General features: G+C 59.6%; 17 protein-coding genes. 15 read left to right on the plus strand and 2 right to left on the minus strand.

Annotation, left to right across the window (positions count from 1 at the left end; all coding sequences use genetic code 11):
* Positions 1-319 precede the first annotated feature (319 nt).
* A complete protein-coding gene (locus HB376_RS28340; RefSeq protein WP_213767032.1) occupies positions 320-1,678 on the plus strand; it encodes a hypothetical protein in 1,359 nt (452 codons plus the stop codon).
* A gap of 47 nt (positions 1,679-1,725) precedes the next feature.
* Here HB376_RS28340 and HB376_RS28345 read toward each other — a convergent pair whose 3' ends face one another.
* A complete protein-coding gene (locus HB376_RS28345; protein WP_213767033.1) occupies positions 1,726-3,177 on the minus strand; it encodes a deoxyribodipyrimidine photo-lyase in 1,452 nt (483 codons plus the stop codon).
* A gap of 29 nt (positions 3,178-3,206) precedes the next feature.
* Here HB376_RS28345 and HB376_RS28350 point away from each other — a divergent pair, with 29 nt between their 5' ends.
* The 10 genes from HB376_RS28350 to rfbD all read left to right on the plus strand — a co-directional run bounded on the left by HB376_RS28350 (position 3,207) and on the right by rfbD (position 11,712).
* The gene (locus tag HB376_RS28350; RefSeq protein ID WP_213767034.1) at positions 3,207-3,785 is read left to right on the plus strand and encodes a YqgE/AlgH family protein; all 579 of its coding nucleotides are present in this window, start codon (positions 3,207-3,209) and stop codon (positions 3,783-3,785) included.
* On the plus strand, positions 3,782-4,243 hold the full coding sequence (gene ruvX / locus HB376_RS28355; protein ID WP_213767035.1) for a Holliday junction resolvase RuvX: 462 nt from the start codon (positions 3,782-3,784) through the stop codon (positions 4,241-4,243). Before HB376_RS28350 ends, ruvX begins: the two co-directional genes overlap by 4 nt.
* A gap of 9 nt (positions 4,244-4,252) precedes the next feature.
* Complete coding sequence (gene pyrR / locus HB376_RS28360; RefSeq protein WP_213767036.1) at positions 4,253-4,768, plus strand: bifunctional pyr operon transcriptional regulator/uracil phosphoribosyltransferase PyrR; 516 nt, start codon at positions 4,253-4,255, stop codon at positions 4,766-4,768.
* Positions 4,769-4,847: 79 nt separating this feature from the next.
* Positions 4,848-5,879 (plus strand): aspartate carbamoyltransferase catalytic subunit, encoded by a 1,032-nt coding sequence (locus HB376_RS28365; RefSeq protein WP_213767037.1) that lies wholly within the window; start codon positions 4,848-4,850, stop codon positions 5,877-5,879.
* A 4-nt stretch (positions 5,880-5,883) separates the two neighbouring features.
* Positions 5,884-7,161: a dihydroorotase gene (locus tag HB376_RS28370; RefSeq protein WP_213767038.1), complete on the plus strand. Its 1,278-nt coding sequence runs from the start codon at positions 5,884-5,886 to the stop codon at positions 7,159-7,161.
* A gap of 12 nt (positions 7,162-7,173) precedes the next feature.
* Complete coding sequence (locus HB376_RS28375) at positions 7,174-7,983, plus strand: lysophospholipid acyltransferase family protein (RefSeq protein ID WP_213767039.1); 810 nt, start codon at positions 7,174-7,176, stop codon at positions 7,981-7,983.
* A gap of 303 nt (positions 7,984-8,286) precedes the next feature.
* Complete coding sequence (rfbB, locus tag HB376_RS28380; RefSeq protein WP_213767040.1) at positions 8,287-9,354, plus strand: dTDP-glucose 4,6-dehydratase; 1,068 nt, start codon at positions 8,287-8,289, stop codon at positions 9,352-9,354.
* 12 nt (positions 9,355-9,366) lie between these two features.
* Positions 9,367-10,260: a glucose-1-phosphate thymidylyltransferase RfbA gene (gene rfbA / locus HB376_RS28385; RefSeq protein WP_213767041.1), complete on the plus strand. Its 894-nt coding sequence runs from the start codon at positions 9,367-9,369 to the stop codon at positions 10,258-10,260.
* On the plus strand, positions 10,245-10,796 hold the full coding sequence (gene rfbC / locus HB376_RS28390; RefSeq protein WP_213767042.1) for a dTDP-4-dehydrorhamnose 3,5-epimerase: 552 nt from the start codon (positions 10,245-10,247) through the stop codon (positions 10,794-10,796). The genes rfbA and rfbC overlap by 16 nt, the downstream gene beginning before the upstream one ends.
* 10 nt (positions 10,797-10,806) lie before the next feature.
* Positions 10,807-11,712, plus strand: coding sequence for a dTDP-4-dehydrorhamnose reductase (gene rfbD, locus HB376_RS28395; RefSeq protein ID WP_213767043.1), 906 nt, complete (start codon positions 10,807-10,809; stop codon positions 11,710-11,712).
* 18 nt (positions 11,713-11,730) lie between these two features.
* On the opposite strand, the gene HB376_RS28400 is transcribed toward rfbD, so the two are convergent.
* On the minus strand, positions 11,731-12,585 hold the full coding sequence (locus HB376_RS28400) for a symmetrical bis(5'-nucleosyl)-tetraphosphatase (RefSeq protein WP_213767044.1): 855 nt from the start codon (positions 12,583-12,585) through the stop codon (positions 11,731-11,733).
* Positions 12,586-13,305: 720 nt separating this feature from the next.
* Between HB376_RS28400 and HB376_RS28405 the strand changes: the two genes are divergently transcribed.
* From HB376_RS28405 to HB376_RS28420, 4 genes are all read left to right on the plus strand, one after another.
* Complete coding sequence (locus HB376_RS28405) at positions 13,306-14,100, plus strand: ABC transporter permease (protein ID WP_276572818.1); 795 nt, start codon at positions 13,306-13,308, stop codon at positions 14,098-14,100.
* 198 nt (positions 14,101-14,298) lie between these two features.
* Positions 14,299-15,339: a GDP-mannose 4,6-dehydratase gene (gmd, locus tag HB376_RS28410; protein WP_213767045.1), complete on the plus strand. Its 1,041-nt coding sequence runs from the start codon at positions 14,299-14,301 to the stop codon at positions 15,337-15,339.
* A gap of 287 nt (positions 15,340-15,626) precedes the next feature.
* Positions 15,627-16,850 (plus strand): ABC transporter ATP-binding protein, encoded by a 1,224-nt coding sequence (locus HB376_RS28415; RefSeq protein ID WP_213767046.1) that lies wholly within the window; start codon positions 15,627-15,629, stop codon positions 16,848-16,850.
* Between the two features lie 82 nt (positions 16,851-16,932).
* The gene (locus tag HB376_RS28420) at positions 16,933-18,327 is read left to right on the plus strand and encodes a class I SAM-dependent methyltransferase (protein WP_213767047.1); all 1,395 of its coding nucleotides are present in this window, start codon (positions 16,933-16,935) and stop codon (positions 18,325-18,327) included.
* Positions 18,328-18,342: the final 15 nt, after the last annotated feature.

Consider the following 18,342-nt stretch of genomic DNA (forward strand, 5'->3'; position numbering starts at 1 on the left):
TCGGATGTCGCAAGGAAAAACCGCGCCGCATGGATGGGATGCCTTCATGCGGCGCGTCTTGTTTACGTGTGGGCAATAAGCGTGAGGTGCGCTTGGTGGTTCGGGGCCCGCATGATGGTCAGGTTAGACCACAGTTAGACCAGTGAGCAGGAACGCTCGGCCAGCGAGTTGGCTCGACCCGACTCGACTCTTCCGGCGTGTGTCCGGGTTTTATCGCCAGAGGGGATGCGGCGGCATGCATCGGCGAAAATGCGCCCGGGTTCGATCAAGATCCATCCGATGCATGGCGTAGCGCCGTGCATCGGCTCGTGAGCGTTCCATGACAACTCAATCCGGCTTGAGCAACACGTTCCAGGCATTGCCCAATCCGCGCGGGGGCGCCGTGCGGATTGCGGAGATGGCGCTGACTGACGCGCTGCACGCATTCGTGCGCGACGGCGACACGCTCGGCGTCCTGCGCCGCGGGATTGGCGCGTTGCACTCGGCGGGCTGGCTGCCGGCGCAACGGTTCGGCGAGACCTTGGTGATGGTGTCGCCGCTGGCCGGCCTGAGTGAAAAAAATCGCAACCAGTTCGCTGAAGCGTTGCGTGATTTCAGCGCGGCGGTGGAGCGCCGCAATCTGCGCGAGCTCGCCTGTTCCACGCTGCTGTTCGAGCATTATCGCGGGCTGCATGCGCTGATGGCCGCGCATACCCGCGCCGCGCCCGTTTCCTTCGATGACCTCGCGCTCGCCGGCCGTGCCATTGCGCCGGCCACGCTGCGCTCCATTTCCTCCGAACGCCTCGCTCGCGTGCGGGCGCACTATGAACGGGCGTTGCTGATGCTGCTGCGTTCGAAGGCCGGCGAGCTGAAGGGCGAGGCCGAAATTGTTTCTATCCTCGACGCCTGTTTAGCCGATCTCGCCGGTCCGGATCCCTACGATTTCTGGCGTCTGGCGGGCGCGGTTATCGAAGCGTTGCGTTTGCAGCCCGATCCCGACACGGCCGCCGACGCGCGTCGCCTGTACGCTCGCTTCAACCTCGTTCTGGCCGATCAGGCGCACGGTTTGTCGCATGCGCCCAAGTCGCTGGTGCGCGCCGCGCTGGCGCTGTTGTGGCGCGATTACGCGTTATATGGCGCGTCGGCGGAGGATTCCGTCCAGGTCGATGTGTTGCGCGATTACGGCTTGACCGTGGACTGGCACGTCGCGGCGTCGCAGGCGTCCGAGGACGCGTGGGAGCGCAATGCGGAGCAGGCGCGTGACGCGTCCACTCGCGATCTGGGCGTATTGCGCGTGAACGCCCTTGCGTACGAAGACTTTCTGACAAGTGCCGAGCCGGCGATCGGCGCGTTGATCGAGCACGGGATGTCGGCGCGGGAGGCTGGCCGCATCGCCGTACCGGCTGCGCTCAAGGCAGCCGACGCGGCGTATCGGCTGGGTGCGGCGGCGTGTGCGTTGGGGTTGGGTCATGTCGCGTTGCTTGCCGACACGCTCGGGCTCGCGTGGCGGCGGATTGCGTACGAGGCACAGACGACGCCGGAGGGCTCGCCGCTCGATGCCGCGATTCCCGAGCGCGCGGCCCAGGCGCTTGGCGCGATGTTGCATCAGGCTGCGGCGGGAATTGCACCGTCGGAGGGCGGCGCGTCTGTTGCAGCGCTGACCGCGATGATTGAACGGGGCATGGCCGTCACGCGATAGGGTTTGTTCAAGAGCGCCTTAGCCACAGAACCCATGCGTAAATTGCGCTACTTGACCGTGGCGTACCGCGCCAGTGTGATTTTGCGCGCCGTATCGTGATTGATGACCGGCATGGGGTATTCAGCGCCCAGCGAAATCTTCGCGACCTTCAACGCATCCGGTTTCGCTTTCCACGGCGCGTGGATGTCTTTATCCGACAACGCGGCAAGTTCCGGCACGTAATGACGAATGAACTTGCCGTGGGTATCGAATTTCTCCGACTGCGTGACCGGATTGAAAATGCGGAAATACGGCTGCGCGTCGCAACCGCTCGACGATGCCCACTGCCACCCGCCATTATTCGATGACAGCTCGAAGTCGTTTAGCATCGACTCGAAATACCGCTCCCCGCGCCGCCAGTCAAGCCCGAGGTCTTTTGTGAGAAAACTCGCCACGACCATCCGCAGCCGGTTATGCATATAACCCGACTGATTCATCTGGCGCATGGCGGCATCGACTAGCGGATAACCCGTCCGGCCTTCGCACCACGCGGCGAAATTGGCATCGGCGGTGTCTCCCGTTTCCCACTCGATACGGTCGTATTCCGGCCTGAACGCCTTGTGGTCGCCCGGGACGCCAACATGCGGAAAATGGTGCAGCACTGAAAAATAAAAGTCGCGCCAGATCAATTCTGACAGCCACGTTTGCGCGCCCTGATTGCCGTGACGCTGAGCGTCGTGCGCGGTACGGGCCAACGCGCGAATCGAGATGGTGCCGTGTCGCGCATGCACGCTGAGATAGCTCGGACCTTTGACCGAAGGAAAGTCGCGGGTCCGGTCGTAATCGACCATGCGGTCGCGGAAGTCATCGAAGAGCTGGTACGCGCCGCTCGATCCGGCCGGCAACGCGGGCGCGTGCGCGGCGCTGAAACCGAGCGATTCCAGCGACGGAATCCCGTGCTTCACGCCAGCCGGCGGCCGCGCCAAAGCAGCGAGGTTTTCTTCCGACGCATACGGCTTCAACGCATCGGGCGTCAGTGACGCGAGCCAGTTGCGCTTATAGGGCGTAAACACGGTGTAGGGCTTGCCCGCACCCGTGAGCACGTCATTCTCATGAAAGATAACCTGGTCCTTGAACGTGAAAAACGCCACGTCCGCGCTGGCCAGTTTCCCCCCGATATCCTCGTCCCGCGCCTTCGCAGACGGCTCGTAGTCGCGATTCGTGAACACCGCGTCAACGCCGCAGTCGCGGGCGAGCGCGGGAATCTCGTGCGACGGCAGACCGTGCCGCACCATCAGTGCGCCGCCCGCGTCGCGCAGGGTTTTATCGAGTTCGATCAGGCTGGCATGAATAAACGGCACGCGACGATCGTTTTGAGGCAAAGGAGAGAGAATTTCGCTGTCGAAAACGAAGGCGCACAGCACCCGGCGACAGCGTGTTAGTGCGTGATAGAGTGCAGCATGGTCTGCTACGCGCAGGTCTCGTCGAAACCAGACTAGCCCCAGATCAAAGTCGGCCATCAAGCAGCGCCTTTGCTAAAATTCGAATTATGTCCAACACTTCCGATCGCATCAATTTGACCAATCAGTTCCTGATCGCCATGCCCAACATGGCCGATCCCACGTTCTCGGGGACTGTAGTCTACCTTTGCGATCACAGCGAGCGCGGTGCGCTCGGCCTGGTGATCAACCGGCCGACCGACATCGACCTCCAATCGCTTTTCAATCGCATCGACCTGAAACTCGAGATCGAGCCGCTCGTGCATCTGCCCGTTTATTTCGGCGGACCGGTGCAGACCGAGCGCGGCTTCGTGCTGCACGATCCGGCCGACGGCGACGTCTATACCTCGTCCATGAGCGTCCCTGGCGGTCTCGCCATGACCACGTCGAAAGACGTGCTCGAAGCGGTCGCGAGCGGCAAGGGGCCTGCACGTTTCCTGCTCACGCTCGGCCATGCCGGCTGGGGCGCGGGGCAACTGGAAGAAGAAATCGCCAAGAACGGCTGGCTGACGGTGGAAGCCGATCCGCGCATCGTCTTCGACGTACCCGCCGAGGACAAGCTGCAAGCGGCGTTGTCGTTGCTCGGCGTATCGCTTTCCATGCTGTCGGGCGAAGCGGGCCACGCATGACGGGTGACACCCGCACTGACGCGCGCACCGAAGCCACGCTGCTTGCCTTCGATTACGGCGAGAAACGCATTGGCGTCGCGGTCGGCAATACGTTGACCGGGCACGCCCGGGCGCTGACGGTGTTTGAAAACCGCAGCCGCGAATATCGTTTCGAAGTAGCCGGTCAATTAATTGCGGAATGGAAACCCATGACCGTGATAGTCGGCCTGCCAATGCACCCCGACGGCACGCCGCACGAAATGACGCAATTGGCCACGCGTTTCGGCAATCAGCTGAATGGCCGTTTCAGCGTGCCGGTGAGTTGGGTGGACGAGCGGTATTCATCGGTGGAAGCGAAGGCCGAAATGAAACGCAACGGCGTGAAGATGAATGCGAAGGGCCGTTACGACGATATCGACGCCGAAGCCGCGCGGATCATCCTCCAACAGTATCTAGACGGACTTCACGACCCATCATGAGTTCCCAGCATGACTTCTATTAATGCCGAGGCGCTGTATCGCGAGTTGCTTGGGCAGATCCGCGCGGCTTATGGTGAATCGCTGACGCAAGCTGGCGCTCCGGTGCTCGCGGGTATTTACAGCGGCGGCGTGTGGCTCGTCGAACGCCTCGCCAAAGATCTGAACGTGGCCGGATTCGGCGTGGTGAACGTGTCGTTGCATCGCGACGATTACGCAAAGAAGGGCCTGCACAGCCAGGCCAGCCCGACGTCGCTGCCATTCGAAGTCGACAATCAACAAATCCTGCTGGTCGACGACGTGCTCTCGACGGGCCGGACCGTGCGCGCCGCCGTCAACGAGCTTTATGATTTCGGCCGTCCGGCTTCCGTGGAACTCGCCGTGCTGGCCGATCGCGGTGGCCGCGAGTTGCCCGTGGCAGCGCGTTTCACCGGCGGCGTAGTCGATGTACCCGCGAACGCCAATCTCGTGCTCACGCAGCGCGACGACGGCACGCTGGCGTTCACGACTGAAGCTCGCACGGACTAAAAACGCGCTCGTGTACGAATAGCAGCGACCAGCGGGCCCCCTTTCCCCAGACAAGAAACAACGCACCACCAGGATCGACATGAACACGGCCACCCAGGGTTCTGCCGAAAGCCGCGAGCCGGACAGAAAACCGGCGTCTTCGCGCTACGGTTTTCTCAAAGGCAATCCGCAGCTCACGAAGAACGGCGAACTCAAGCATCTGCTCACCATAGAAGGACTTCCGCGCGCGATCGTCACGCATATTCTCGATACCGCCGAACAGTTCGTCAGTGTGACGGATCGCGAGATCAAGAAAGTACCGCTGCTGCGCGGCAAGTCAGTTTTCAACCTGTTCTTCGAGAACTCCACGCGCACCCGGACCACGTTCGAGATCGCTGCGAAGCGACTCTCGGCGGACGTGCTGAATTTGAATATCAATGCGTCGTCCACGAGCAAGGGTGAGTCGCTGCTCGACACCATCAACAACCTCTCGGCCATGCACGCGGACATGTTTGTCGTGCGTCATGCGTCGAGCGGTGCGCCGTATCTGATTGCCGAGCACTGCGCGCCGCACGTGCACGTGATCAATGCCGGCGATGGACGTCATGCACACCCGACGCAGGGTTTGCTCGACATGTACACCATCCGCCATTACAAGAAAGATTTCAGGAATCTGCGTGTGGCGATTGTGGGTGACATTTTGCATTCGCGCGTCGCCCGTTCTGATATTCACGCGCTCACCACGCTCGGTGTGCCGGAAGTGCGCGCAATCGGTCCGCGAACCTTGCTGCCGAGCAATCTCAACGAGATGGGCGTGCACGTGTATCACAACCTCGACGAAGGTTTGAAGGAGGTCGATGTAATCATCATGCTGCGCTTGCAGAACGAACGCATGAGCGGCGCGTTGCTGCCGTCGGCGCAAGAGTATTTCAAGTCCTGGGGACTCACGCCGGAACGTCTCGCGCTGGCTGCGCCCGACGCTATCGTGATGCATCCCGGACCGATGAATCGCGGCGTGGAAATCGATTCGCAAGTGGCCGACGGTCCGCAATCGGTGATCCTTAACCAGGTCACATTCGGAATTGCCGTGCGGATGGCGGTAATGGGCATCGTTGCGGGAAATAACGACTAACACCATGAAGATCCATATTCAGGGCGGCACGCTCATTGACCCGGCTGCGGGCACCGAAACCCAGGCCGATGTGTTTATCGAAGCGGGAAAGATCGTGGCCATTGGCGACGCTCCCACCGATTTCCACGCGACCCGGGTGATCGATGCAACAGGATTGGCCCTTTCGCCGGGTTTTGTCGACTTGAGCGCGCGATTGCGCGAGCCGGGTTTTGAACACAAGGCCACGCTCGAGTCCGAAATGGCGGCTGCAGCCGCAGGTGGCGTGACGAGTCTCGTCTGTCCGCCCGATACCGATCCCGTTCTCGATGAACCGGGTCTTGTCGAAATGCTCAAGTTCCGCGCGCAGAAGCTGCATCAGGCGCATGTGTATCCGCTCGGCGCGTTGACCGTGGGACTGAAGGGCGAGGCGATCACTGAAATGGTCGAGTTGACCGAGTCGGGCTGCATCGGCTTCTCGCAAGCGGATACACCGATTGTCAATACACGCACGCTCCTGCGCGCGCTGCAATATGCGACCACGTACGGGTACGCCGTGTGGCTGCGCCCGCAAGACTCCTATATGGCGAGTGGCGGCGTGGCGGCGAGTGGCGCGGTGGCGTCGCGCCTCGGCTTGTCGGGCGTGCCGGTGTCGGCAGAAACCATCGCATTGCATACTATTTTCGAATTGGTGCGGGTGTCGGGCGCGCGGGTGCATTTGTCGCATTTGTCGTCGGCGGCGGGTGTCGCGCTCGTGCGCGAGGCGAAGGCCGAGGGCTTGCCCGTGACCTGCGACGTGACCATCAACCACGTGCATCTGACCGATATGGATATCGGTTATTTCAACTCGCAATTCCGTCTCGATCCGCCGTTGCGCTCGCAGCGTGACCGCGACGCGATTCGCGCGGGGCTGGCGGATGGCACTATCGATGCAATCTGCTCCGATCACACCCCGCTCGACGACGATGAAAAGCTGCTGCCCTTCGCCGAGGCTACGCCGGGCGCGACCGGGCTGGAACTGCTGTTGTCGCTGACGGTGAAATGGGCGCGTGAGGCGCGCGTGCCGCTGGCGAAGGCGCTCACGCGTATCACGTCTGCGCCGGCTGGCGTGCTCAAGCTGAACGCGGGGCGTATTGTCGTGGGCGAATCAGCCGATCTCTGTCTCTTCGATCCCGCCGCCGAATGGCTCGTCGAGCCCGCCAACCTCAAGAGCCAGGGGCACAACTCACCGTTCCTCGGTTATGAATTGCCGGCGCGTGTATTGATGACGCTGGTGTCGGGGCATATTGCCTATGAAGCGCGCTGACCGGTCCTGACCATGTTCGCTTTCCGCAAAGCACGGATTTTTGGGCATCTGCTTCATGGCATGTGGACGGTGGCCACGCGTTTCCCGAACGCGACGCCGCAAGTGTGCATGGAGCTGAATCGCCTCTGGTCGGTTGAAATGTTGTGTCGATGCGGGATGAAGCTTGTCGTGCACAACGATCACGCGCGGCTCGATAGCGGCGCGCTCGTGGTCGGCAACCACGTGTCCTGGATCGATATCTACGTGGTCAACGCGTGGCGGCCGACGCCGTTTGTATCGAAGGCGGAGGTTCGCCAATGGCCGCTGGTCGGCTGGCTTGCGCAGCAGCTCGACACGATCTTCCTTCAACGCGAAAAACGTAGCGATGCGAAACGCATCATGCATGAGCTGTCGGAACGGCTCGCGCGGGGCGAACTGATGTGCGTGTTTCCGGAAGGGACGACGTCGTCTGGCACGGACTTGCTGCCGTTTCACTCCAACTTGTTTCAGGCGGCTGTGTCGGCGTCTCGTCCGGTGCAACCGATCTGCCTGATGTATGAAGATGCGAACGGACGGCAGTCGGCGGCGCCGGCTTATATCGACGACCTGACGCTGGCGTTCACGCTGAACGCGATGCTCCGCGATACGCCGCTGACAGCGCATCTTTATGTCTGCGATGCGATCCAGCCGGGTGCCGACCGGCGCGTGCTGGCGAAAGAGGCGCAGGCGGCGGTGGAGGCGGCGTTGCGGCGGATGCAGGCGGGGCTGGGGGCGCCGGTCGCGGTTGTTAGCGACGACGCGGGGGCGGTTGCCGAGTTCGAAGCGGTGACGCCGCGGCATTGAGCGTTTCGGCGGAGCAAACGCGCAAGCGCGTCAGCGTTGCATCGCTTCGGTTTTAACGACAGGTGCACGTCGCGTTGGAGCGATGCGCCGACTGACGTGCCAGGAATCACGAAGCGATCCAGTCTGCCTTTTGGCCGAAAAGCACGTGAGTGGCAGGTGGACATTGGGGGGGGCGCCTGTGATATCTTCGTGATGGCTTAAGGCAGCTTGCTGAATGTCCTAGTGCGCATGCGTTTCTCCGACCTACGTTTCGATGTTTGGGGTGATAGAACCTGCCAATCAACTTTTTCGCGCAGAAATTACATGATTCTAGTGACTGGCGGTGCGGGTTTTATCGGTGCTAACTTCGTGCTTGATTGGCTGCATGCATCCAAAGAAGCGGTGCTGAACGTCGACGCGCTGACGTACGCAGGCAATCTCGGTACGCTCAAGTCGCAACAAGACAACGCCCGGCATGTATTCGTCCGCGCAAACATTTGCGATCGCTCCGCAATGGACGCGTTGATCGCCGAACACAAGCCACGCGCTATCCTGCACTTTGCGGCTGAGAGCCACGTCGATCGTTCGATCCATGGGCCGGCGGATTTCGTGCAGACCAATGTGGTGGGGACGTTCACGCTGCTGGAAGCAACTCGCGCTTATTGGACATCTTTGCCCGAAGCGGAAAAGACCGCGTTCCGCTTTCTGCATGTTTCGACGGATGAAGTGTTCGGATCGCTCTCTGCAACTGATCCCCAGTTCTCCGAGACCACGCCTTACGCGCCGAACAGCCCTTATTCCGCCACGAAGGCGGCTTCGGATCATCTGGTCCGCGCCTATCACCACACGTATGGTCTGCCGGTCCTCACGACCAACTGCTCGAATAACTACGGGCCGTATCAATTCCCGGAAAAACTCATTCCCCTGATGATCGCCAACGCGACAGCCGGCAAGCCGCTGCCTGTGTATGGGGACGGTCAGAATGTGCGCGACTGGCTCTACGTTGGCGACCATTGCAGCGCGATTCGCGAAGTGCTTGCACGCGGAAAACCGGGAGAGACCTACAACGTCGGCGGTTGGAACGAGAAGAAGAACCTTGAAGTGGTGCACACGCTCTGCGACTTGCTCGACCGCTTCAAGCCGAAATTGAACGGCTCTTACCGTGATCAGATCACCTATGTGACAGACCGGCCAGGGCATGACCGGCGTTATGCGATCGACGCGCGCAAGCTTGAACGCGAGCTTGGATGGAAGCCGGCGGAGACTTTCGAAACAGGCTTGGAAAAGACTGTCCGGTGGTATCTCGACAATCAGGAATGGTCCGACGAAGTAGCTTCCGGCGAGTACCTGAAGTGGGTCGAAACGAACTACGCGCAGCGTGCGCATAACTGACAGGAATCGACCATGGCACGTAAGGGCATCATTCTCGCCGGCGGTTCCGGAACACGGCTTTATCCGATCACGCATGTCGTCTCAAAGCAACTGTTGCCTGTGTACGACAAGCCGATGATCTATTACCCGCTATCCACGCTGATGATCGGGGGTATTCGTGACGTGTTGATCATCTCCACGCCGCAAGACACGCCGCGATTCGAGACGATGCTCGGTGACGGAACCCAGTGGGGCATGAATATTCGCTACGAAGTGCAGCCATCGCCCGATGGATTGGCGCAGGCGTTCATTATCGGCAAGGAATTCATCGGCAACGATCCGTCGGCACTGATCCTTGGCGACAACATCTTTTATGGCCACGATCTCGTGAAGCAACTCGAGCGCGCCGATGCTCGTAGCGATTGCGCGACCGTATTTGCCTATCACGTCCAGGATCCCGAGCGTTATGGCGTAGTGGAGTTCGACAAGCAGTTCCGTGCGTTATCGATAGAAGAGAAGCCCTTGAAGCCGCGTTCGAACTACGCGGTTACCGGACTCTATTTCTACGACAACCAGGTCTGCGACATCGCTGCCGATATCAAGCCGTCGCTGCGCGGCGAACTCGAAATCACCGACGTGAATTCCCGCTATCTTGAGCAGGAGAAACTGACCGTCGAGATCATGGGACGTGGTTTTGCATGGCTCGATACCGGGACGCACGATTCGCTCATTGAAGCGGCCACGTTCATAGCGACGCTACAAAAACGGCAGGGCTTGGTGGTAGCGTGCCCGGAGGAAATTGCCTATCGTCGAGCATGGATTGATGACGAGCAGTTGCTCAGGCTCGCCAGGCCGCTCGCGAAGAACGCATACGGGCAGTACCTTCTCAACCTATCAAACGCTCAAGTCGCATGGCCATCCACGTAAGCGCCACCGCGCTGCCCGAAGTCAGGATCATCGAACCGAAAGTGTTCGGCGATGCCCGGGGCTACTTCTACGAAAGCTTTAACGGCCGCGAGTTCTCGGACCAGGTAGGAGTGGACGTTCAGTTCGTGCAGGACAACCATTCCCGCTCGGCCAAGGGCGTGTTGCGTGGCTTGCATTATCAGATCGAGCACGCACAGGGCAAACTCGTGCGCGTGGTGGAAGGCGAAGTATTCGATGTGGCCGTCGATATCCGCAAGAGCTCGCCGAATTTTGGCAAGTGGGTGGGCGTGCATTTGTCGGAGGAGAACCATCGGCAATTGTGGGTGCCACCGGGTTTTGCGCATGGGTTTGTAGTGTTATCGGAGTCGGCGCAGTTTCTCTACAAGACGACGGACTACTGGTACCCGGCGCACGAACGCAGCATCATCTGGAACGATCCGGAAATTGGGATTGAGTGGCCGATCGATTTCGAACCGTTGCTGGCGGCGAAAGATGCGGCGGCCGTGCGGCTGGTCGATGCGCAGCACTTTACGTGAGAGCCTGTAGATGACCACCGGACACGAGCGGCAACTGATTTTGCTGACTGGCGCCAACGGCCAGGTTGGTTTCGAACTGGCGCGCAGTCTGCAGGGTTTGGGGCAAGTGGTGGCGTTGGATCATAACGGCCTTGATCTTGCGGACTCCGAACAGATTCGACTGATCGTGCGCGACCTGTCGCCTGCGTTGATCGTCAACGCGGCAGCTTATACGGCCGTGGATGCAGCCGAAGGCGATGCGGCTGCCGCGATGCGTCTCAATGCCGAAGCACCGGATATTCTGGCTCAGGAGGCAAAGCGGCTGGGCGCGTTGCTCGTTCACTACTCGACTGACTACGTCTTCGATGGCACGAAGGACGGTCCGTACGAGGAAGATGACGCCGTGAATCCGCTGAACGTCTATGGCAAGAGCAAGACGGCGGGCGAGCAGGCGATTGCGGCGTCGGGTTGCGCGCATCTGATCTTGCGGACCAGCTGGGTATATGGCTCGCGGGGAAAGAACTTTCTCCGGACGATGTTGCGGCTTGGTGCGCAACGGGAGGAGTTGAGCGTGGTGGACGACCAGATAGGCGCGCCGACATGGTCCAGGACCATTGCAGCGATGACGTCCAATGCGTTGTCCCAGCTTCTTGTCCAGGATCGAGACGAGTGGCTGCGACGCTCGGGCGTTTACCACCTGACGGCTTCTGGTGCGACCTCGTGGTGTGGCTTCGCTCAGGCCATCTTCGACACATCGACGCTTGCGAACAAGCCGGTGGTCAAGGCAATCTCCACGGCTGCCTACCCGGGTTCTACGACCGCTGCGGTCCGGCCGAAGAACTCCCGGCTATCGAACCACAAGCTGTTCGCGACTTTCGGACTGACGGCGCCTGACTGGCGCCAGGCGCTGGAGCTCTGCATGGCGGATTTGTTGTAAATCCCCCGTGCAGGACATTTAGTCGATAACCGCGCGGCAGTTCGAGCATTCCACCTGGGTCACCGTGCGTTCGGCCGGGTCGCTTGCCAATCGCACTGCCGTCAGCTCTTCGCCCCACACGCAGCCTGAATCGAGGCCGATGACGTTATCGCGGATGATGAGGCCGAGCGCAGCCCAATGGCCGAACACGACGGTCACGTCCGCTGTTCCGCGCGACGGCACGTCGAACCAGGGCATGAAGCCCGGGGGCGCGGAGTCCACGCCCCCGCTGGACGAGAAGTCCATGTCGCCTTCGGCGGAGCAGAAGCGCAGGCGCGTCAGCGCGTTGCAGACCACGCGCAGCCGGTCGCTGCCCTTGAGCTTGGGCTTCCAGCGGGTCGGCTCGTTGCCGTAGAGGCTCGCGAGCGTTTCCTTCCAGTTGGGCGCGCGTAGAGCGCGCTGGAATTCATCGGCGAGTTCGAGTGTCAGCGCCACGTCCCATTGTGGCAGGACGCCCGCATGAACCATCAGCATGCCGTGATCGAAATGCGCGATCGGGCGATGCCGGACCCAGTCGAGGAGATCCGCGGCGTCGGGGGCAGCCAGGATTTCGTCGATGGTGTCGCCTTTTTTCGACTTCCGGATCCCCGCCGATACAGACAGCAGGTGCAGGTCATGATTGCCGAGGACGGCGACGGCGCGGTCGCCGAGGGCGATCAGGTCACGCAGCGTGGCGAGCGATTCGGGGCCGCGATTGATGATGTCGCCGGCGAACCACAGCGGCGTGGCGGCGCTCGGCGCGGCTTTGGCCAGGAGGCGCTGGAATGCTTCGTGGCAACCCTGGATGTCGCCGAAAGCGAGGGGAACGGGGCGTTGCGGGAATAGAGATGCCATGTGGGAACGGTGCGAAGAATGGAATCTATTGCCGGCACGGGCGCGGCGCGTGAACGAACCAATGGGCAGGGCGCTTTGCTTACTTTACTTTAAGTAACGTGCTGCCTTGCGAGGGCCGTCTGGAGATGCTCTGCCGGGCTTCGGCGGGTTTGCGTGGGCTTGGACGATGGCCGCTCAAGCCGGTCAAGTTAACTTGACATCATAACCGAGGTGGTCCGAGGCGTGCTTGGGGTTTAAGGCGCCACCATAATGTGTTTGCGAGGTGGAAGAATGTACCCGATAGCGTTGTTTTATTTGCGGGGACGTCGGCTTGGCGCGGCGTTGGCTGACTTTGATGTATCACGGCCCCGGGTGATGCGGCTAGTAGCGCGCCCAAATTACTGACTTTACTCAGCGCACACCGGGATATTTTACTTTCTCACGTTTTGTATCAGGATGTCATCGCGCTTTGGACATGCGTTGCACGCATTTATAATCACGCGCCAACGCCCCTTTATCAACGCACAGTGCAGGTCGTTCGCGCCTTACCCCGGCTACGAGGGGAGTGCTTACGATGCGAGCGCCACTGTTGCGTCATTTGTCACGAAACCCAGGCTGCGATTGCCTTTTGTTAGAAATATGGCTGACAATGGCGGGTTCCGGGTGATCCGCAGAATCCCCGCGATAGGGCGGGGCGAGCGGCCTCGCGGCCCGTCAAACATTCAACGCTGAGGACATGATTTGAGCGCATTGTTAGGTGCCCTGATCCGGTACCGCGGTTTTATTTTTAGTAGTGTCAAGCGCGAATTCCAGGTGCGCTACCGTACCAGCATGCTTGGTGCGCTGTGGCTGGTTCTGCAGCCTCTCGCCATGATCCTTGTATACACCGTGATTTTCGCGGAGGTCATGAAATCGAGGATGCCGGGCGTCAGTAGTACATTCGGCTTCAGCATCTACTTGTGCGCGGGGGTGCTGACGTGGGGTCTCTTCGCGGAAATCGTGTCGCGAGCACAGAGTGTTTTCATTGAAAACGCAAACGTGCTTAAAAAGCTAAGCTTTCCGCGGATTGCCCTGCCAGTCATCGTTGCATTATCGGCAATGATGAATTTTTTGATCATATTTTCTCTGTTTACAATCTTCCTCGTGGTTAGCGGCAACTTTCCGGGCGTGACTTTTCTCGCTCTGATTCCGCTGCTGCTTGTGCAAATCGTTTTTAGTGTCGGTCTCGGGATAACAGTAGGCGTGCTCAACGTCTTTTTTCGCGACGTCGGACAGTTTATGACAATTCTTCTGCAGTTCTGGTTTTGGTTCACACCGATCGTCTATCCGTGGCACGTATTACCGAACAGCATCAAGCCATACATCAAACTCAATCCAATGGCTGATCTGATACTCGGCTATCAGGCGGTTCTGGTGTACGGGCAATGGCCTGACTGGACGCTGGTTTGGCCGGTGTTGATCGTGGGCTTGTTGTTATGTGTACTGGGGCTCTATTTATTTCGCCGCCACGCGGCGGACATGGTCGACGAGCTGTGATTTCCGGCTCCAGAACGCATTCACGCCTCAAGCTTGGCGGGAGTCCCCAAGCTTAAATCCCGGGCTAGCAATAGCTTTGGAAGCAGCCTTTTTTGGCGGATGGCCGATTTTGTCCCTCGGATATAATTGGGGCCATTCCGTAGATTTTTTTCCATTTTTCGCGGCACTTTTCGCGATGGATGGGTCTTCCTAAAGGAGATGGAATTGACGAGCGCAGTAGTTACTGGCATCACGGGGCAGGACGGGGCATATCTGACGCAATTGCTGCTGGACCGTGGCTACGAAGTTCATGGCACCTATCGGCGTACGAGTTCTGTCAACTTCTGGCGCATGGACGAGCTGGGTATTCTCAACCACCCAAATCTGCACCTCATTGAACACGATCTGACGGACCTCGGTGCAACGATTCGCCTGCTGGAAGCTGCGCAGCCGCGTGAGGTTTATAACCTCGCGGCGCAAAGTTTTGTCGGCGTGTCGTTCAATCAGCCAGCGACTACCGCCGAAATTACCGGCGTGGGCGCATTGAACGTTCTCGAAGCTATCCGGATCGTGGATCGTTCGATCCGGTTCTATCAGGCGTCGACTTCGGAAATGTTCGGCAAGGTCCAGGCGATTCCACAAAAGGAAGACACGCCTTTTTACCCGCGCAGCCCGTATGGAGTCGCAAAACTCTACGCGCACTGGATTACGATCAACTATCGCGAGTCTTACGGTATTTTTGGTTCAAGTGGGATCCTGTTCAATCATGAATCGCCGTTGCGCGGCCGCGAATTTGTTACCCGCAAGATTACGGATTCCGTCGCGAAGATTTCGCTCGGCAAGCTCGATGTTCTCGAACTCGGCAACATGGACGCGAAGCGCGACTGGGGTTTTGCGAAAGAATATGTGGAAGGGATGTTCCGCATGCTTCAAGCGGACGAGCCTGACACTTTCGTGCTTGCAACAAACCGTACGGAAACCGTGCGCGACTTCGTAGCAATGGCGTTCAAGGCCACGGGTGTTGAAGTGGCGTGGCGTGGCGAAGGCGAGAAGGAAGAGGGCGTGGACGCGTCAAACGGCAAGTTGCTGGTCAAGGTGAACCCCAAGTTCCACCGCCCGGCGGAAGTTGAGTTGCTGATCGGTGATCCGGCGAAGGCCAAGGCGGTGCTCGGCTGGGAGCCCAAGACGACGCTCGAACAACTCTGCAAGATGATGGTCGAGGAAGACCTGCGGCGTAACAAGACCGGGTTTTCGTTCTGAGCGACAGCCGTAGGCCCCACGGTACATTGCCGGCTTTGCGCGGTCTTCCGGGAAGCGCGCAAAGCTGTTGACCGTGGGTGCTACAGGCTGCGGCGCTGCGTGCGGGTTCCGTTTCGGCAAGGATCCCTCACGTGTCCACGCGCGATACGGGCGGCCAGATGCCGCAGTTTCATGCGAATGTATGGGTTTTGGTTTTGTGAGGCCGTTGCGCGTTCGGTACCCTGCGACAGTCTATGGCTGCGGGTTGGCGTACCCTCACGGTTCAAACCGTAAAAGTGGATCGGAACATGGGCAGTATCTCGGTACAGAATGTCGGTAAGGCATACAAGCAATATCCGTCCCGTTTCGGACGACTACTAGAATGGCTGTCGCCCGTACGGATCGTCCGACACGACCTTAAGTGGGTGCTGCAAGATATCGATTTCGTCATCAAGCAGGGCGAATCGTTGGGTATCGTCGGCATCAACGGCGCGGGCAAAAGCACGCTGCTGAAGATGATTACCGGCACAACGCAGCCTACCAAAGGCCGCATCACAATGACGGGGCGCGTTGCCGCCATGCTTGAGCTCGGCATGGGTTTTCATCCTGACTTCACCGGTCGTCAGAACGTCATCATGGCGGGGCAGCTGCTCGGTTATTCAGCCGACGAAGTTTCGCAGAACATGAGCAGGATCGAGGAGTTCGCCGAAATCGGCGATGCAATCGATCAACCTGTGCGGGTCTATTCGAGCGGCATGCAAATGCGCCTCGCCTTCAGCGTCGCGACTTTCCACCGGCCGGATATCCTGATCATCGACGAAGCGCTTTCAGTCGGCGATGCATACTTCCAGCACAAGAGCTTCGACCGGATCCGCACCTTCCGTGAGCAAGGGACTACGCTGCTGATCGTGTCGCACGACAAGACCGCCATCCAGGCGATATGTGATCGCGCGATCCTGCTGAATGCCGGACGACTTGAGCTGGAAGGCTCGCCGGAGGCCATTTTCGACTACTACAACGCGTTGCTTGCCGACAAGGAAGCGGCCAATGTTGTTCAAACGAAAAGTGAAGATGGCAAGACCCAGACCAAATCGGGCTCGGGCGAGGCGGTCATCGAGAATATCCGGCTGCTCGGTGCAGATGGCAAGGTGTGCGAACTCATCGATGTAGGGAGCGAGCTGACGCTGGAGGTGGACGTCGCGGTGAAAGCGGACATTGCCGAGCTGGTTCTGGGTTACATGATCAAGGACCGTGTCGGTCAGCCGATATTCGGCACGAACACCTATCACCTGGAACGCTCGACCAAGGCACTGAAGGCGGGCGAACGGATGACCTACCGCTTCAGGTTCCCGGCGAACCTCGGCGAAGGCAGCTATTCGATTGCGTTGGCGCTGCATGCCGGTGACACGCACGTCGTGAAGAATTATGAGTGGCGCGATTTCGCCGTGGTGTTTCAGGTGCTGAACATGTCGAAGAAGAAGTTTGTGGGGTGCGCGTGGATCGAGCCTGAACTGAGCGTCGAAAATCACTAACGTATAACGAGGCGCAGCGCAGTCTATGGTATCGGACGATTTTTATCGAGCCCTTGAGGATCGCTTTCGGGGCAGTCGTGAGTTGATCAAGTCTCGACAGAGCGTGTATTTGCCGCTCGTCGAAGAGCTGGCTAACCGGGTGCAGAAGAAGGTGCTGGACGTGGGGTGCGGCCGAGCGGAATGGCTCGAGTTGCTCGGCGAGCGCGGTGTTCCCGCAGAAGGTCTCGATCTCAACGAGGACTTCGTAGCGGAAGGACAGCGGGCCGGACTCAACGTATTCAGCGCCGATGCGATGCAATACCTTGGCGAGCAACCAGACCAGTCGTACGGATTGGTTAGCGCGTTCCATGTAGTCGAGCATCTTGGCTTCGAGAACCTGCTGTTGTTCTTGCGGGAGGCGTATCGCGTTGTCGACGACGGCGGTGCGATTTTGCTGGAGACACCGAATCCGGCGAACCTGCTGGTCGGTGCATGCAATTTTTATCTCGATCCGACTCATGAGCGACCCATTCCGTCAATTCTCCTTAGTTTTGCGGCGGAGTTTTCGGGTTTCGAGAAGGTCGTCATCGTGCCGGTCAATCGCGGCTTTCTGCAGAATAATCTCGAGCTGATGCCAACGGAGTTGTCGGGCGCGAGCGTTATCAACAAGGTGGTCTCATCGCTCGATCAGAACTTCATGCAGGCGCCGGATTACGCGATCATCGCGTTCAAGAAGGCAGGCAATGAATTGGTTGGGGTTGCCAACTCTCTGGTGAGCGACTCGCCATTGCCTATCTCGGCGAAGGAGACTGAAGACGTGAATGCATTGTTAGAGCGGGTTATTGACGCGGAAGCGGAACGCGCAGCGCTACGTGCAGATGCTACTAGCGTGCGTGCGCAGCTGCACGACAGCCTCGAGCGAATGGACGAGACACAGGTACGACTGGGCGAAGCGCACGGACGGCTTGAAGTCTTGCAAGCGCGCTTGCAAGACGCCCAAGCGCGTGCAACAGCCGCAGAGGAGGCTGCGAATAATTCGAAACAAGCGCAGCGGGCGCAGGAGCTCGAAGCGCAGCTTCAGGCCACGCATGCGCGCGCTGCCGCGGCGGAAGATCTGGCAAACCGGTCGCAGCAGCATGTGATCGAGTTGCTGAGCAGCAGCAGTTGGCGCTTGTCGTCGCCGGTTCGAGTGATCGGAAATACCTTGCGCAAAGTGGGAGGCACACCGGGAGCCATGAAACGGACGGCGAGGTTGGGGTTGCTGCATGCGGTCGCTTACGTGCGGTGCCGTCCTGTGCTCAAGCAGCGAATTGCAAATGTCCTGTCTCGGTTTCCGCGCGTGCGCGCGCGCCTCGTGCGCTACGCCGGCTTCGAGGCTGCGCAAAGTGTCGTTGCCGGGGCGCCGCTCCGCTCGGTTGAGTCCGTCGAAGGGCTCACGGCTCGTGGTCGTGCGATTTACAACGATCTGGCGAATGCCAAAAGCAGCAACACAAAATAAAATTTTTCCGGTACC

Origin of the sequence: Caballeronia sp. dw_19 (genome assembly GCF_018449515.1) — a bacterium.
GTDB lineage: Bacteria > Pseudomonadota > Gammaproteobacteria > Burkholderiales > Burkholderiaceae > Caballeronia.

Coding starts and splice junctions, on each gene's coding strand:
- HB376_RS28340 (WP_213767032.1), top strand. CDS start 320: ATGACAACTCAATCCGGCTTGAGCAACACGTTCCAGGCATTGCCCAAT.
- HB376_RS28345 (WP_213767033.1), bottom strand. CDS start 3,177: ATGGCCGACTTTGATCTGGGGCTAGTCTGGTTTCGACGAGACCTGCGC.
- HB376_RS28350 (WP_213767034.1), top strand. CDS start 3,207: ATGTCCAACACTTCCGATCGCATCAATTTGACCAATCAGTTCCTGATC.
- ruvX (WP_213767035.1), top strand. CDS start 3,782: ATGACGGGTGACACCCGCACTGACGCGCGCACCGAAGCCACGCTGCTT.
- pyrR (WP_213767036.1), top strand. CDS start 4,253: ATGACTTCTATTAATGCCGAGGCGCTGTATCGCGAGTTGCTTGGGCAG.
- HB376_RS28365 (WP_213767037.1), top strand. CDS start 4,848: ATGAACACGGCCACCCAGGGTTCTGCCGAAAGCCGCGAGCCGGACAGA.
- HB376_RS28370 (WP_213767038.1), top strand. CDS start 5,884: ATGAAGATCCATATTCAGGGCGGCACGCTCATTGACCCGGCTGCGGGC.
- HB376_RS28375 (WP_213767039.1), top strand. CDS start 7,174: ATGTTCGCTTTCCGCAAAGCACGGATTTTTGGGCATCTGCTTCATGGC.
- rfbB (WP_213767040.1), top strand. CDS start 8,287: ATGATTCTAGTGACTGGCGGTGCGGGTTTTATCGGTGCTAACTTCGTG.
- rfbA (WP_213767041.1), top strand. CDS start 9,367: ATGGCACGTAAGGGCATCATTCTCGCCGGCGGTTCCGGAACACGGCTT.
- rfbC (WP_213767042.1), top strand. CDS start 10,245: ATGGCCATCCACGTAAGCGCCACCGCGCTGCCCGAAGTCAGGATCATC.
- rfbD (WP_213767043.1), top strand. CDS start 10,807: ATGACCACCGGACACGAGCGGCAACTGATTTTGCTGACTGGCGCCAAC.
- HB376_RS28400 (WP_213767044.1), bottom strand. CDS start 12,585: ATGGCATCTCTATTCCCGCAACGCCCCGTTCCCCTCGCTTTCGGCGAC.
- gmd (WP_213767045.1), top strand. CDS start 14,299: ATGGAATTGACGAGCGCAGTAGTTACTGGCATCACGGGGCAGGACGGG.
- HB376_RS28415 (WP_213767046.1), top strand. CDS start 15,627: ATGGGCAGTATCTCGGTACAGAATGTCGGTAAGGCATACAAGCAATAT.